Source organism: Nonomuraea sp. NPDC050451, assembly GCF_044458585.1.
Genome location: NZ_JBITHZ010000080.1, coordinates 1 through 15,307 on the forward strand (window position 1 = coordinate 1; position 15,307 = coordinate 15,307).

Annotated in this window: 9 protein-coding genes and 2 pseudogenes; 4 read left to right on the forward strand and 7 right to left on the reverse strand. The window is 68.8% G+C overall.

What is annotated here, in order from left to right; translation table 11 throughout:
- Positions 1 to 119: 119 nt before the first annotated feature.
- The 3 genes from ACIBI9_RS66890 to ACIBI9_RS66900 form a co-directional block, all read right to left on the reverse strand.
- Positions 120 to 2,594 carry an NACHT domain-containing protein gene (locus ACIBI9_RS66890; protein ID WP_397239346.1) on the reverse strand — a complete coding sequence of 825 codons (2,475 nt, stop codon included), beginning with the start codon at positions 2,592 to 2,594 and terminating at the stop codon, positions 120 to 122.
- Positions 2,595 to 3,309: 715 nt separating this feature from the next.
- Positions 3,310 to 4,623 (reverse strand): sensor histidine kinase, encoded by a 1,314-nt coding sequence (locus tag ACIBI9_RS66895; protein ID WP_397239348.1) that lies wholly within the window; start codon positions 4,621 to 4,623, stop codon positions 3,310 to 3,312.
- Between the two features lie 108 nt (positions 4,624 to 4,731).
- The gene (locus ACIBI9_RS66900) at positions 4,732 to 5,670 is read right to left on the reverse strand and encodes a zinc-binding alcohol dehydrogenase family protein (protein ID WP_397239350.1); all 939 of its coding nucleotides are present in this window, start codon (positions 5,668 to 5,670) and stop codon (positions 4,732 to 4,734) included.
- A 335-nt stretch (positions 5,671 to 6,005) separates the two neighbouring features.
- Here ACIBI9_RS66900 and ACIBI9_RS66905 point away from each other — a divergent pair, with 335 nt between their 5' ends.
- Positions 6,006 to 6,479: a hypothetical protein gene (locus ACIBI9_RS66905; RefSeq protein ID WP_397239352.1), complete on the forward strand. Its 474-nt coding sequence runs from the start codon at positions 6,006 to 6,008 to the stop codon at positions 6,477 to 6,479.
- 648 nt (positions 6,480 to 7,127) lie between these two features.
- On the opposite strand, the gene ACIBI9_RS66910 is transcribed toward ACIBI9_RS66905, so the two are convergent.
- Positions 7,128 to 8,213, reverse strand: coding sequence for a DUF5937 family protein (locus ACIBI9_RS66910; RefSeq protein ID WP_397239354.1), 1,086 nt, complete (start codon positions 8,211 to 8,213; stop codon positions 7,128 to 7,130).
- A 99-nt stretch (positions 8,214 to 8,312) separates the two neighbouring features.
- On the opposite strand from ACIBI9_RS66910, the gene ACIBI9_RS66915 reads away from it, so the two are divergent.
- Positions 8,313 to 9,554 carry an MFS transporter gene (locus ACIBI9_RS66915; RefSeq protein WP_397239356.1) on the forward strand — a complete coding sequence of 414 codons (1,242 nt, stop codon included), beginning with the start codon at positions 8,313 to 8,315 and terminating at the stop codon, positions 9,552 to 9,554.
- Between the two features lie 484 nt (positions 9,555 to 10,038).
- Here ACIBI9_RS66915 and ACIBI9_RS66920 read toward each other — a convergent pair.
- A pseudogene (locus ACIBI9_RS66920) lies at positions 10,039 to 10,221 on the reverse strand (Tn3 family transposase); the annotation flags it as partial.
- 11 nt (positions 10,222 to 10,232) lie between these two features.
- Positions 10,233 to 11,390 (reverse strand): DUF4291 domain-containing protein, encoded by a 1,158-nt coding sequence (locus ACIBI9_RS66925; protein ID WP_397239362.1) that lies wholly within the window; start codon positions 11,388 to 11,390, stop codon positions 10,233 to 10,235.
- On the opposite strand from ACIBI9_RS66925, the pseudogene ACIBI9_RS66930 reads away from it, so the two are divergent.
- Positions 11,356 to 11,633, forward strand: a pseudogene (locus ACIBI9_RS66930) (transposase); the annotation flags it as partial. The gene ACIBI9_RS66925 and the pseudogene ACIBI9_RS66930 overlap by 35 nt on opposite strands.
- A gap of 586 nt (positions 11,634 to 12,219) precedes the next feature.
- Positions 12,220 to 13,578: a Pup--protein ligase gene (gene pafA, locus ACIBI9_RS66935; protein WP_397239358.1), complete on the forward strand. Its 1,359-nt coding sequence runs from the start codon at positions 12,220 to 12,222 to the stop codon at positions 13,576 to 13,578.
- A 1,101-nt stretch (positions 13,579 to 14,679) separates the two neighbouring features.
- Here pafA and ACIBI9_RS66940 read toward each other — a convergent pair.
- Positions 14,680 to 14,868, reverse strand: a complete 189-nt coding sequence (locus ACIBI9_RS66940) for a hypothetical protein (protein ID WP_397239360.1) — start codon at positions 14,866 to 14,868, stop codon at positions 14,680 to 14,682.
- Positions 14,869 to 15,307: the final 439 nt, after the last annotated feature.

Here is a 15,307-nt window from a genome sequence, read left to right on the forward strand (position 1 = left end):
TCGGTCACATCGAAGCGCGCCACATCCGAGTTCTACCAGCCATGGCCAGCCCGCCACCGACCCTCACCAAGATCCGAACCCCAAACAGCTCCTAGCTGCTCAGCGAGAGGCTGCTTCCTTCAGGGTGCGGAGGAGTCACTCTGGTCAGGGTCGTCGCCAGCAGCGAGGTGATCATGCATGGCGGCATGGCGGAACTGGTAGACCGGGCCGACAGTGCGCAGCAATCCCACCCGGTGAGCATCGTCGAGAAAGTCCATGATCCGCCAGGGAAGGCGCCGCACCACGGCCAATCCAGCAACCGCGATGGTGCAGGCCAGCCATGCATGTCGGTTCCCGACGATGAGTCCGCTGATGAACCCGAGCACGAGCCCGAACACAATCACACCCACGGTCATGCTGACCTGAACAGCCGTGGACCACCACCGAACCCAAAGTCCTCCGGCCAGTCCCAACAGCAGCCCGAGCGTCAGGGCCAACACCAGTGATCGAAGGCAGGTGAGGGCCCGATCGGACTGCCAACTGGAGCGAGGGGTACTGATGGACGTGAGAGTGGGTTGTTCGGCCCACTTGATCAGTCCGAACCCGAGTCCGACCACGGTGCCCGCTATCACCCAGGGCATCATCTCGGCCACCACGCTGGACGCCGAATTGGTCGCGAGCTTGAACATGAGCCACGCTGTGAGCCCGATCGTGAGCCCGGCCGCGAGCCCGGCAGCCAGTCCGCGCATGAGATGGCGGGTGAGGCGCCGGGGGGTTGCTCCTGGGCGGAGGTGGAGGTCAGCGTAGCCGGGTGCTTCATCAACCCAGGAGCCGATGGCCAAGAGCGCGACTGCGAGGCCACCCGCGAGCCCGCATACCAGACCTGTCGCGAGCGCACGCGCGAGGCCGGCCTCCGGCATGACCACGAACCCAGCCGCCGGTCCGACCACGAGTCCGAACGCGGACCCGACCGCGAGCCTTCGCGCAAGAGCGCGGGGATTGGGGGTTGTTCGCCTGCGCAGGTAGAAGTTGGTATGCCTTGATGGTTGGTTGTTCCGGGAGCCGATGGCCGCGAGCCCGACTGCGAGGCCGAGCGCAAGCCCGAACACCAGCCCGACCCTGAGCCCGGTCCTGAGGCCGAACGGCACATCGGATCTGAGTATGGACCAGAGCTCGGAGGGTGCCAGTCCCGACTCGAGTACTGTCCTGAGCACGGGTATCACCAGTCCGACTCCGACAAGCCCGAACGCCAGCCCAAATCCGAGCAGGGTCGTGAGCCCGATCGTGAGCGCGGCCGCGAGCGGGAAATAAGGGATGGTCCGAGCGATGTGCCACCAGGCGATGTCGCGAGTGATGGCGGGAGGAAAGCAGCGGGCCAGGTAGGCCAAGTATCGGCTGGTGGTGTCCGGGTTGAGTCTCCGGCGGGGCCGGTAGTGGTCGGCGGGATCGGTGCTGGGTGGACGCGCTTGGATGAGGACCGGGATGAGCCGGTCCAGCAGATGAGCACGCAATGCGGCGGAGTCGCGGCCCAGCGGGCCGGCCAGGGGGGCGGGGTCGGCGCCGGAGGCGATGTAGACGGTGCGGATCAGCCACAGGCCTAGGGGGGTGGAAGCGAGTTCGGTCAGGCCCGGCGGGGTCTGGGCGGAAAGGGCTGACAGGACCTGCTGCCAGGCGGGCGGGGGATCGGCGGGCAAGCAAGCGGTGAGGTAGCCGACTGCGTCTGCGGGAGTGAGGAGCTTGGGGGTGATGACGGCGGCGGCGTTGAGCGGGCGGCCGGCCTGGGTGACGGCGGCGGCGAACTCAGCGGTGCGGCTGGTGAGGATGAGCTGATCATCAGGGGTCAGAGATGCGTTGAGTGCCTCGATCATCTTGGCTCGCGCGTCGTCAGGGATCTCGTCCAGGCCGTCGAGGACCGGCAGGATCCACCCGCGCTCGGCCAGCGCCGCAGCCGCGCCCGCCCCAAGCTGCGGAGCCGATAGCGCCGGGTAGTCGCACTTCAGGCGTTCGGCGAGCCAGTCGTGCAGACGGGGGTGGGCGGTGGTGTCCCAGCTGCTGACCGGGAACAGCACCGGGACTGGGACGATCTGTGTGTCAGCGACGGCGGCTTGGTCGGCGGCTCGGGTGGCGAGCAGCTGCAGCAGCAGTTGTACCGCCAGTGTGGTCTTGCCCATGCCAGGTTCACCGACGATCACCAGGCGGCGGCGCTTCAGGGCGCGGAATGCGCGGGCGAGCTCGGGGATGTCGTCGCTGCGCGCGGGAAAGACGGACTCGCTTGAGCTGATCAAGCGGAGTGGGCTCATGAGTGCCTTATCGCTGCTCAGCTGCCAGCAGAGGGGGATCGGCTCGGGGTCGTCCAGCGACCGCATCCGGGCTTCCGCGCGCCATTGCTGGTGAACTTTCCCGGCCAACACCGCTGCGGCGGTGGCCAGATCAGTGACTGCTGGGACCTGTGGCGACTGCCGGGCCCAGGCCGCGGTCGCGACCACGGCCGCAGCCGCTGTCAGCGCCAAGGCGGCCACGTCGGCGATACTGACCTCGGCGGCGGGGTTCAGGGCCAACACGACGGAGGTCATCAGCACACCCAACGCGACGATCGCCACCACGGCGATCGCCATCCGTCCAAGTCTCCCGCGTCTCCTCACATTGCCATCTTCCTGCCTTGCTCAGTGTGGCGCTGCGCATGCGAAGCGTGTCGCCTGAAACAGGGCTGCCACCAGCACTGATGCCAGCGGCACCAGACCAGATCTCTTTGACGAGGTAGCCGGTGGGCCACGTCCTCGTCGAGGACCTCGCGGTCCCTGGGTGGATGGGCGCGCAGGTGCGTCATGGCGGCATCCAGGTAGCGGCTGTTCACAGCACCACCGCGTTGAGTACCAAGCCGAGCTGGTGCTCCTGCCTGGCGGTTATTGTGCTGGTAGGAGCCACGGTCGTCCTCTCGGGATACGCAGTCGCGGTGACATGCCCATGGGCTGTTCCAGAGCCGAGGAACACGGAAAATCCTCCACGTTGGGGCGACCCCGCAGCGCTGCCGAGCACCGCGCTACCCGCTTGCACAGATAAGGAGCGCGTTCAATGGAGCGGCAGCCCAGCCGCAGACAAGCCCTCACCCGCATCGCCGGCCTTTCCACCGCCCTCGACGGACCAGCGCCGCCAGCACGACCACCACCAGCCGCCCGACCCACGCGGCGTACCGCCGGCAGCCGCCGCCCTGACGCGGCGGATGTCGCTGGAGGAGAAGATCGGCCAGCTCTTCGTCGTGGAGGTCTACGGCTGCGAAACTGCACCTCAAGATCGGCCCATGCCGACTTTCCCGTGTCTCTGGACCCGACGTCAACTTCGCGGTAGGCGCAGGATCAGCCGCGCCCCTGGGCCGTCCCCGACCTCCAGCGTGCCCCCATGAGCCTCGGCGATGTCGCGGGCGATCGGCAGCCCCAGCCCGCTCCCCCCGGTATCCCGGGACCGGGTGTGATCGAGCCGCGTGAAGCGTTCGAACACCCGCTCCCGCATCTCCTGGGGAATCCCCGGCCCGTCATCGAGCACCTCCACCACGGCGCGATCCGCACGTCCCCGCACGCAGACCCAGATCCGGGAATTGCCGTACCGATCGGCGTTGGCCAGCAGATTCGTCAGCAGCCGCCCCAGCCGCAATCGGTTACCCTCGACGTGGATCGCGGGCTCCACGTCGAGCGTCACGGGTAGCCGGAAGCAGCGCAGCGCGGCCTCCTCCTTGACCAGTTGCCCCAGATCGATCCGCTCCTGCTTCACCGGCGCCCCCGCGTCCAGCCGGGCCATCAGGAGCAGGTCGTGCATGATGTCCGACAGCCGCTGGGTGTCCTTGATCGCCGCCCGCCATTCCTTCTCGTCCAGCTCTGCGAGTCCCGACTCCAGCCGTACCATGAGCCCGGTGATCGGCGTGCGCAGCTCGTGGGAGGCGTCGGAGACGAAACGCCGGTTGCGTTCCACGGCGTCCTCCAGCCGCTCCAGGATCTGGTTGACCGTGGTGGCCAGCTCGGCGACCTCGTCGCGCGTGTCGGGCACGTCGATGCGCCGGCTCAGGTCCTGGGCGCTGAAGTGGTCCAGCCCCGAGCGGATCCGCTCCACGGGAGCGAGCACCCGGCCGGTCCCGTGCCAGGCGCCCCATCCCAGCAGCGCCACCAGCACCGCCGCCGAGCCGGACAAAAGCAGGGGCAGGAACGGCGTTCTCAGCAGGAACGGCTCGTGCATGGCCGCGTAGGCCACGACGGACCCGTACACGCTGGTGGGGTTGCGCGTTCCCACCACGACCAGGCATCCGTCAGGCAGGCACACCCGGTCCTGGACCTGTGAGTCGCCCTGCGCAGGCCAGGCCCGAGTGAGGGCCTGCCGGCCGCCCGGCCCATCGTTGGCGGCATGCACCCGGCCGGCGGCATCCACGATCTGCATGACGTACACGCGGTCACGCGGCGGGATGGGACCGGTGAAGGGCCGCTCGTCGATCATGACGGCGAGGTGACGGCTGGCGTCGCCGGCATGGGCGAGGAGGTCGGCCCGTGCCCCCACCGGGTAGATCATCGAGATCGCGCAAACCCCCGCAAGGACGATGGCGCCGAACAGCGTCACCGCCGCGATCGTCATCCGGGCCCGGATGGAGCGGCCGAACGCCATGCATCTATTGTGTCACGTACGGTAAGAAACCGCAGGTAAAGCGACCTATGTGCCGCTGCCTGGCAGTCGGTCAGGGCGACCCCTCGGTTTCCCGGCACCCGCAGCTTCTCAAGGAGTCAGCACCAGCTTGGCCGGAGCGCCCCGCTTCTGTTGCTCCCAGGCGCGTGGGGCTTCCGCGAGCGGCACCCGGATCGTGTCGATCACGATCTGTCCCCGGGCGGCCCGCTCGGTGAGCGTCCGATAGGCCTCACGCCGTACCTCCACCGGAACACCGTTGATCGCAAAGCCCAGGATCTGCAACACCGCAGCACGGACCACCGAGGCCGGTAGCTCGATGGCGGGCCCTGCGGAGTTCCCGATCTGAACGTGCCGGGCCCCGGATGAGGCAGCCCGCATCGCCGCCAGAGCAGGCCGGCCCCACAAGGGATCGATGATCACATCGATGCCGTGTTCGCCCGCTACCTGCCGGAAGGCGGCGGCAAGATCCGTCACCTCATCGACGAGTACCACCGCGTCCGCTCCCCGATCCAGCATCCGCCGCAGCCGGCCAGCGTCACGGTCGGCGGCAATGACGTAGGAAGCGCCCTGCGCCTTGGCCGCCTGCACAGCCACCGACCCCACCGCCCCAGTAGCCCCCAGCACGAGCACCGACTCGCCGGGCCGGAGCCCCGCACGCCAGCTCAAGGCGCACCACGCGGCCAGCCCGGTGTTGCCCAGCGCGGCCGCGGTGACATCGTCCACCCCCTCGGCCACATCCAGCAGGCCCGCCTCGCTCACCAATACGCGCTGCGCCCAGGACCCGTAGGGGGCCACCGGCGTGTCGAAGAAGACACGACGCCCCTCGGCCGTCCGCCCCACCCCATCCGACCCAGCGACGAAGGGAACAGCAGGCGCAGGGGCGTACGAGCCGGAAGCCTTGACCACATCCCAATGGTGCACACCGGCCGCCATCACCTCGATCACCACCTCGCCCTCACCAGGCTCCGGCTCGGGAAACTCTCCGAATCGCGGAGGAACGCCCAGCTCAACGACCACAGCAGCTTTCATGAAGTGACCATAAGCTGCCACCCTGTGACGATCTGGCAGGCGGGCATCGCTCAAGACCATTCGTGTCGCCGAAGGGCCCACACCCGCGGGCGAGAGGCCCAGCACTCCCGAGATGCTTGCCGGGCGTTGCGTGCTGGTCACCCCGATCCGGGGGGAGTGGCGCCGACACGGATGAAGACAGGCCCTCTCACGCTTGTTTGACCGCCGCTCTGACCAGGGAGAACACTACAAATATGAGGTCAGAAGCGCCAAAGGATCCCGGCCCGCCAAGTGCCATCCGGCCAGCCACACCCCAGCGAGAGACGGCATCGGAGTCCGACGATGAGCGTCTTGTCTTGCTGCAGCGCGTGCAGCCGGGCTTGAGCGGGCTGATCGACGGTTCGCTGTCCTCGCTGGCGCCCATCTTCGCCGTTGTGGTGTCGACGCAGCAGCCGGGCTACGCGTTCGTCGCCGGGCTGGCCACCGCCATTGGGGCGGCGATCAGCATGGCCTTCTCCGAAGCCTTGTCCGACACCGGAACGGTCACCGAACGAGGTAACGCCTGGAAACGCGGCGGCGTCGTCGGCGGTGGCACCTTCCTGGGCGGCATCCTGCACACCCTGCCATTCCTGATCCCGGACTATCTACCCGCGCTCACCGTCGCGCTCGCCGTGGTGGTGGTTGAGCTCGTGGTCCTGGCCTGGCTGCGCCACCGCTTCTTCCGCGTCTCCTTCGCCGGCTCGCTGGCCACCGTCACCTTGGGCGGCGTGCTCATCGCCGGGATCAGCATCGGCCTGGGCGCGCTCCTGGGCACATCAATCGGCGGCTGAATCCGCCTCGGCTGTACAACGCCTGCATCGCAGGCCCTGACCAGGACCACGCCTGGCCTTGTCGGTCTCGCGCTGGCCGCGGTGCGGCCACTGGCGCCGCGGCCGGCGCCGTCACGACCGCGATCTGGTGGAATCGCGCCGATCACACCCGGTGACGCCCATACGACGACAGCACACACCTGGTGGGGGCGCTGTGGCGGCCGAGGACCAGCTGCTAGGTGAGGCCCAGGCGCAGGCGTTGGGTCGTCCTGCTGGTCAACAGGTTCGACCACAGCCATGATCCGCTGATCGTGCGCCCGGGGGCGTGCTATGGCCGCCCCTACTCCCGGACCCGGGAACCGCTCGTCACCACCCGAGCGTGGCCCGCGCTCCCGAGCCGTAAAGGTTCAGCCACGAAACCCCCGGGGCGGAAATCCAGGGAAGGTATGCAGCCTGACTTCGCACTCGCGCCCCCGCGCAGGAGTGCGCCTACGGAGATCTGTCGGGTCTGGAGGAGCTCGAGCGCGCCCGCCACGTCTGGGTACGCCTCACCCAGGGACGGACCGGCTGCCCGAGGGCAGTGGGCGGTCGCGCCGGGTACTGCTTGGCGGCCTGTCGAGTCGGACGACGCTGCGGAGGCGGCGGTCGTCCGTGTTCTGGCAGACCTGCTCAGCGCAGTACGGCCGTCAGCAGGTCGGCACCCAGCGCCGTCAGATCGGGGAGATTGAGGGTGTAACGGACGTAACGACCGTGCCGCCGGGCCGTGAGCAGGCCCGCGCGGCGCAGGACAGCGAGGTGGCGGGAAACCTCCGGGGGTGAAAGTTCCCACGCGTGGGCCAGCTCACCGGTGGTGTGCGGGCCGCGGGCCAGGGTGCGCAGCAGCCGCAGTCGTACCGGATGCGCGAGTGCTTCCAGCCGGAGTGTGACCGTTTCCAGCGATACCGGCTTCGATGGACTTGCCTCGGCCACGGGGTACTGCACCACTGGCTGCCACCCGGATGCGTGGATCACCACCAGGTGGGGGCGGCCGAAGACGCTGGGGAGGAAGGTGACCCCGGTGCTGTGGGCGGCGGTCGCCTTGTCCTGCAGCTTGTCCACGATGATGCTATTGCCGTCCGGTGCCAGGGTGACGGCGCCGGAGACCGATGCGAGTGCCGCCCCGATGCCCTGGCGCTTCAGCAGGTCGTTCTTCAGGCGCAGGTCGGTGGCGAGCTGCACGGCGACGCCCGTCCAGACGGCGTCGAAGAAGGCCTCGGCGCACTGTTCGAGGGTGTGACGCACCCGCGCCCGCACGGCGGCCGGGTCCGCGAGCAGCCGTTCCGCGAAGGCCTCCTGAAGCGCGCCGCGGGCCTGGGCCAGGTCCAGTGCCCGCTCGCGCGCCGTCGCGTCGGTGAGCGGCGACGGCGCGGCGAAGTGGACCCGGTTGCTGCCGCACGTGGTAATGAGCGCGGCGGTCACATAGGTTTCATCGTCGATCCGGTCTACATCGTCCAGCTCCTCGGCGAGGGTCAGCCGAGGACGCGCGGGGACCAGGAAATCGGCTCGTGAGGAACGCCAGAGGAACTCCGCCTCCCTGAGTCGCTCGGCCAGCTCCGGCCGCAGCCCAGCCCAGACGTCCCCGGCCCAGCCGGCGAGCTGCGGGTGATGCCCGGGTTCGGCCAGCACGTGCAGCATCGCGGTCAGCTCGGCCAGCGGGGAGGCGGCGAACCGCACTCGCCCGGACGGCAGGCCGCCGATGTCGATCCTCAACGTCATCCCCTCATCATCGCTGGTCGGATGGCCGACGACCGCGTCGATTGACGGTGTCCGTCAATCGGCACAGTCGGCCCGGCGGCCGAACGCACTGTTGACGCCATGGCAACCACCACCAAGATCCGGCCCCGCGCCCTCGTCCGTGCCTTCGGAGGCCCCCGATATGCCGTCGCCCTGGCCGTGGACGCGCTCGGCACCGGCCTGTTGCGGCCCTTCCTGCTGCTCTACGGGGTGATGGTGCTGAGGCTGTCCGCGCCGGCCACCGGCATCGCCATGACGGTCGGTGTCGTCGTGGGTCTGGTGTGCATGCCCGCGGTCGGCCGATGGCTGGACCGGGGCGCACGCAGCACGGTCGTGGCGGCTTCGATGCTGGTGCGGGTGCTGGGCGTGGCGCTGCTGCTGGCCACCCCGGCGGGGAACGTCTGGCTGTTCGCGACGGCGGCGCTCTTCCTCGGCATCGGCAACCAGGCATGGCCGGCCGCCCACGCGGCCCTCGTGGCCACGGTCGCCCACGGCCGCGAACGCGACGCCGCGCTCGCGGCAGCCCGCGCCCTGCGCAACGCCGGCCTGGGCGCGGGCGCCCTCCTCGCCACCGCGTGCCTGGCGGGCGGCACCACCGCATTGCAGGCGCTGGCAGCCGTCACCGGGCTCGCCTATCTCCCCGCGGCGGCCTTGGCGTGGTCGGTCCACGTGCACGCTCATCCGGCCGCTGCCGAGGCCAAGGACAGGGACGACGAGCCCGCACCCCGGATGCGCGCGCTGCTGGCTGCCAACGTGATCTACGTCTTCTGCCTCAACGTTCCCGAAATCGCGCTCCCCCTGGTCCTGGTGACACAGATGCACGCCTCCCCGGTGTGGTCGGCAGCCATCTTCGTGGCCAACACGGTGCTGGTGGTCACCCTGCAGGTTCCGGTCACCGTCCTGATGTCCCGCTTCTCCCGGCGGACCGTGCTGGTTCTCGCCGGTGTGGTCCTCGCCGCGTCCTATCTCGGCTTCCTTGCGGCCACCTCACTGGGACACGGTTGGGGTGCCCCGGCGGTCGCCACGGTGTCCGTGGTCTGCACGATCGGCGAGATCATCTATGCCGGCAGCGCCACCGCGCTCGTCACCGCCCTCGCCCCGGCCCATCTCCTGGGACGCGCCCTCGCCCGCTTCCAGCTCTCCACGGGCTTCGGCCTCGCCGTCTCCCCGGCGGTGATCACCGCTCTCGCCTCCCACGGCTCGGCCGCCCTCTGGGGCAGCCTCGCCGCTGCGACGCTCCTGTCCGCCTCCGCCGTTGCCACCGAGAAGGATCAAGGAACGCGGCTCAGCGATTGCCGCCGCCAGGCGCGAGCAGGCTCGTGAGCTCGGCGATCGCCTCGGGGGACGGCTTGAAGTAGTGGCGGACGTTCTCCGGCTTCTTGGGCCGGGACTTCGCCATCAGCATCAACAGCGAGGCGCCCTGTTCGCCGAGATGGGGTCAGGGCGGAGTGGCGGTACTCGTGCGGGTCCCAGCTCGTGCCCGGTCCGCGCAGGGCGGTGTGCTCGTCGAGCAGGGCGCGGGCCTCGGCGACGCCGGTACTGCTCGACCGCCTGCCGGGTCCGCGCCCATCGGGCGACCCAGCCCAAGCCGTGATCTACGCCTGAGTGCCTGTCTGGACTGGGCCGGTGGTCTCACCGAGAGGCAGGTGCTTGGCCACGTCGAGCCGTACCTCGCCGTAGGGCTGGACATGTAGCTTCCGGCGCGGTGATCACGATGGGCTGCGGCGATGCCCTCCCTGCCGCCGGCGCCATCGGGCAGATCGGGGATCTCGCCGAGCCGGCGCAGGCCGTCAGCGGGTGCAGAGGCGGAGACGGCGTAACGGTCCAGGGCGTTGAGGTGGGCGTGACCGAGCGGGGACAGCCGGGCGGCGTCCTCGTCCTTGACCGGGACGCCCTGGGCGCGCAGCTGGTCGACGGCGGCCGACAGGTACGTGGAGTTCCACAGCGCGACCGCATTGACGACCAGCCCCAATGCGGCCAGTTGATCCTCGCTGTCGATGGTCAACCACCTGAGAAAAGGCGGTTTTCCAGCGCCCGAGGCAGCGGGTAGGCGCGCTCGGTGGGGATCAGCCGCTGGGCTCTTGCGGCATGACCAGTCTGTATCAGGGAGACGGCCTTGCGGACCTGCGGGGTGAGCTCCGTGAGGCTGACAACCCAGTCGTCGGTGAACGTGCGAATAAGATGGCGGCCAATGCCGACCTGAATGCTGTAATGGTTGAGCGCCGCCCCGCGCGGCGAGCGCTCGGGATCCCACTGGACATGCACGGCTGCCTGGGCCACGGCTGCTGGGTCTGCTGTCGTGAGCACGGCCTGGGACAGGGCCTCCTCCCATCCCTCGCGCGTTATCCGCACCGCGAGAACGCGCTCCTGACCGGGTTTGCGGGCCCAGTTGCTGCGGTGCATGAGCCACATGAACGACGGCTTGATCCACGTCATCCGGTGGAATGAGAACGGCGCAACGAAGCGGCCCGCCTGCAGCGCCGCATCAGCGATGGCAGGCGAGTACGCCTGGTAGACCACAATCGTGCGAGTGTCGTAGTCGGCACGAATTTGATATTGGGGTGCCATGAACCGCACCCTGCCATCCGTCCCATTAGCCTCGCGAGCCGTTTTCTCTCTCAGTGACCCGGAGCCGGTTGCGAAAGCACTGGTCACCGCCACTGGTTGATGGCCGCGACGAGGATGGTCGCTTTGTGGCGGACGGCGAGTTTCTCGCAGCGGGTGGCCACCGCCCGGTCCTCTTGAGGCGGTTGATCCCGCACTCCACGGCGTGGCGCTCCGCGACAATCGATCTTGTCGAACTTCGGCGGACGGCCACCACGGTTTCTTGCGGTCGCGGACGTAGTCAGCCTTGTCCGGAACGGTGCAGCGGATACCACGACGCCGCAGGTAGGCGCGGTTCTTGCCGAAGGCGTACGCCTTGTCGGCCCGAGGCCCAAGCCGATGCACCCGGATCTTCTTCAGTACGGGCTCGAACTGAGAAGAGTCCGCGCGTCCGAACCCATGGTCCTCGGCTCGGACATGAGATCGCCGGGGCGGCTCCTTCTGGAGGCCCCCTTTCCCTGCTCCAGCGGCGTGCTCGTGGGCCGGCAGACGGTGGAGTCGACATCGTCCGCCAAGAACCCCGCACCCCGGCGCCCAACTGCGCTTCACCGACATCGACGGGCATCGCTTCACCTGCTTCGTCACCGGCACACGAGCGGCCAGCTCGCCGACCTGGAACTGCGCCACCGCCGCCGCGCCCGCGCCGAAGACCGTATACGGGACGCCGAGGACACCGGCCTGCGCAACCTGCCCCTGCATGGCTTCACCCAAAACCAGATCTGGCTGGAGAGCGTCGCCCTGGCCTGCGAACTGATCGCCTGGATGCAGATGCTCGCCCTGCACGACATCGACGCCCGCGCCGGGCGGGGTAGGCCGACGGCTGGAACCGTTCCAGGCGGTCGCCCAGGTTGGCCGCGATCACGCGGAGGAGGCGGACGGCCCGCCGCAGCCGGTGACCGCTGGGCATCTGGACGCCGGCGGCGATGTCGGCGTAGCTGACCTCGCGCCCGTGGTTGCAGCGCAGCCAGATCATCACGTCCGCGACGTCTTCCTCGGCCTGCGTGAAGCCCGTCATCTCACGCCGTAACGTCTGCCGGCGTCGGCGAGATCCGCTGCGATGATCAACGCCTTCTCGCGGGCGTTGCGCACGAAGATCCGCGTCGACCCGGGAAGCCGGCCCAGTGGGATAGTTCCATCTTGTTTTCCCAGGTGGGAGGGGATGGCTTGGCGCGGTGGGGTGTGATCCCCGCCGGTGAGTGGCAAGGATCATGGTCCTTGATCGTCCGGCAAGGGCCGCGGTGTGCTCCAGCCAGACTCCATTGCAAGCCAGCCTCGTGGCGCATGTGTCGTCGGCTTTCCGGGTACCCACACATCAATCCCCGGCCGGGGTCCGGCGAAAGACGATCTCCCCCGTCGCGCGGGCGGGGAGAATAGTTGTGAGGTAATGGATCGACGCATCTTCGGGCTGGAGAACGAGTACGGCGTCACGTGCACCTTTCGGGGGCAGCGCAGGCTGTCTCCGGACGAGGTGGCGCGCTACCTGTTCCGGCGGGTCGTGTCCTGGGGCCGGTCGAGCAACGTGTTCCTGCCCAACGGCGCCCGGCTGTATCTGGACGTGGGCAGCCATCCCGAGTACGCCACCCCCGAGTGCGACAACGTCGTGGAGCTGGTCACGCATGACAAGGCCGGGGAGCGGATCCTGGAGGGACTGCTGGTCGACGCCGAGAAGCGGCTGCGCGAGGAGGGCATCGCCGGCGACATCTACCTGTTCAAGAACAACACCGACTCGGCCGGCAACTCTTACGGCTGCCATGAGAACTACTGTGTGGGCCGGCAGGGGGAGTTCGGGCGGCTGGCCGATGTGCTGATCCCGTTCCTGGTCACCCGGCAGATCATCTGCGGCGCGGGGAAGGTGCTGCAGACCCCGCGGGGGGCGGTGTACTGCGTGTCGCAGCGCGCCGAGCACATCTGGGAGGGGGTGTCGTCGGCGACGACCCGGTCCCGGCCGATCATCAACACCCGTGACGAGCCGCACGGCGACGCCGAGCGGTTCCGCCGCCTGCACGTCATCGTCGGCGACTCGAACATGAGCGAGACCACGATGCTGCTCAAGGTCGGCGCGACCGACCTGGTGCTGCGCATGGTGGAGGCCGGGATCGTGATGCGCGACATGAGCCTGGAGAACCCGATTCGGGCGATCCGCGAGGTCTCGCACGACATGACCGGGCGGCGGCGGATCCGGCTGGCCAACGGGCGTGAGGCGTCGTCGCTGGAGATCCAGCAGGAGTACCTGGGCAAGGCCAAGGACTTCGTGGACCGGCGGGGCGGCGACGTGATCGCGCGGAGGGTGCTGGAGCTGTGGGAGCGCACCCTGCGGGCGGTGGAGACCGGCGACCTGGACACGGTGTCCCGGGAGATCGACTGGGTCACCAAGTACCAGCTCATCGAGCGGTACCGGAAGAAGTACGACCTGCCGCTGTCCTCGCCCCGGGTGGCCCAGCTTGACCTTGCCTACCACGACGTGCACCGTAAGCGCGGGCTGTTCTACCTGCTGCAGCGGCGCGGCGCGGTGGAGCGGGTGGCCTCCGACATCAAGATCTTCGAGGCCAAGTCGGTGCCACCGCAGACCACCCGGGCGCGGCTGCGTGGCGAGTTCATCCGCAAGGCGCAGGAGAAGCGGCGCGACTTCACCGTCGACTGGGTGCACCTGAAGCTCAACGACCAGGCGCAGCGCACCGTGCTGTGCAAGGACCCATTCCGCAGCGTCGACGAGAGGGTGGACAAACTCATCGCCGGCATGTGACCGAGTGGAGCCAGGGAACCAAAGCCGCACCGGCGGGCGGCAGAAAGTTGCCATCCTGTTTTTGCAGGTGAATGGGCCTGGTGTGGCGGCGGTTGGTGTGAGTGGCGCGGGCCAGCCAAGATCATGCTTTCTGATCGTCTGTCAGCGGGGACTTCCAGTCGGGTCAGCACCAGCAGGGCGCGCAGCAGCGCGGTGGCATGATGTGCGGCAAGCCGGAGCCGGGACAGCACGCGCCAGTTCTTCAGGTCGGCCGGGTGCCAGGTTGACGGCAACCTTCGTCTTGTCATCACCGCCGCGGGCGAAACCGACGACGGTGATCCCGCCGATGCTCACCGTGTCGCCTTCTTGCGTGACACTCCGCTCCGCGGCCTGCTCGGCGTCGAGCACGGCGACCAGGCGAGCCCCGAACCCGCAAGGTCAAGCGGTCGTCCACGCCCAGCGCACCGTCCGACCACAGCGCCTCGGTGAGGGCCCTCTCCGCGTCCTGTCAAACACGCGGCCAGGCCGAGGCCCGCAGCGGACTCGGTGCGAGCGGCCAGGGTCCGCAGTGCGATCGCCTCCGCCTGAGCCTGCACGCGCCACCCCTCTTGCACACCCGACCCGCGCGAGCCCTGCACAACGACCCCGTCCAGAAGCCGGCCGCCAGGACCAGCAAGGCCGGCTCGGCATGACCGCCGTCGCGGCGGATCCGCTCCACCTCGTACCGGACCGCCCGCGCCACCTCCTTGCGGTGCTCGTGCACCATGACCCGGTCGCGGTGGCGTCCCCGGAGGCGTGCTCGACCAGGGCCATGGCCCGCCGCCAGCGCCGCGCGAGGCGGGCATGCACCGGCCCGACCGGGTCGGCCAGGCGTGACGGCATGTCCTCCAGGATCTCCACGAGTTCCACCGCGTCGTCCGGGATGTTCCTATCTCCCGGAGACGCGCTCCACCGAAGTTTCCTATGTCTTGCGACATGGGTTTCCTATGTCCTGAACCAGCACACCTCGCTCTCCAAGACACCACGTCACCAGGCTCACCACACTCTCCGCCCGAGCATGAGGAACGGCGCTCGATCCGGGGCTTCGCGGGGAGCGCCGTTCGCCGTTTCCGGGGCGTCAGATCACAGGTCGTGACCGCACTGACCGTAGAAGCCGCCCTCCCAGTCGAAACACCACTCCCAGATGGTGACGTGGCCGTCGTTGGGCATCGCCTGAGCGGGAGCCGCAGCAGCGCCGGTGATCAGCCCGGCGGCGAGAGCCCCGAGCATCACGACCTTGACTCGCTTACCGGCCCTGGAGAAACGCGACATCGATGGACTCCTTCTCATCGTCGGAACGAGAAGGAGTCCATCGCAGCGGAACTGTGGATCACTTGGAACCCGGTTGTACACCGGCTGGAGGTGGACGGCCCGCTGGTAAGAATCGCCCCACACGACCCAAACGAGCACCGTCACCGCAGGTCACGCTGGGCGACCGCGGCCGCCTGCGGGGGCCGGTTTCGGTCGGGCCGTTCAGGGGATGAGTCCGGCGCTCGACGGCACGATAACGCTGCACGGGACGTTTCCGCAGGTCGCGTTGCTTGCTAAGTGCCTTTGATCGCACGGACCCGAGTGCAGAGCCTTTGAGGCTGGTGGCACGGACGCGAGCGGAGGGCTGTAGGACGACGCTGAAGGTGTCCACGTAGGCGACATTCGCGCTGTCTATATGGACGACAAGGAAGACCCCGCCAGGCTGGTGCCGGACGGGGTC

Bases quoted from the DNA above. Each gene is read 5' to 3' on its own strand.
- ACIBI9_RS66890 (WP_397239346.1), bottom strand. From the start codon at position 2,594: ATGGCGATCGCCGTGGTGGCGATCGTCGCGTTGGGTGTGCTGATGACC.
- ACIBI9_RS66895 (WP_397239348.1), bottom strand. From the start codon at position 4,623: ATGGCGTTCGGCCGCTCCATCCGGGCCCGGATGACGATCGCGGCGGTG.
- ACIBI9_RS66900 (WP_397239350.1), bottom strand. From the start codon at position 5,670: ATGAAAGCTGCTGTGGTCGTTGAGCTGGGCGTTCCTCCGCGATTCGGA.
- ACIBI9_RS66910 (WP_397239354.1), bottom strand. From the start codon at position 8,213: ATGACGTTGAGGATCGACATCGGCGGCCTGCCGTCCGGGCGAGTGCGG.
- ACIBI9_RS66915 (WP_397239356.1), top strand. From the start codon at position 8,313: ATGGCAACCACCACCAAGATCCGGCCCCGCGCCCTCGTCCGTGCCTTC.
- ACIBI9_RS66925 (WP_397239362.1), bottom strand. From the start codon at position 11,390: ATGTCGGTGAAGCGCAGTTGGGCGCCGGGGTGCGGGGTTCTTGGCGGA.
- pafA (WP_397239358.1), top strand. From the start codon at position 12,220: ATGGATCGACGCATCTTCGGGCTGGAGAACGAGTACGGCGTCACGTGC.
- ACIBI9_RS66940 (WP_397239360.1), bottom strand. From the start codon at position 14,868: ATGTCGCGTTTCTCCAGGGCCGGTAAGCGAGTCAAGGTCGTGATGCTC.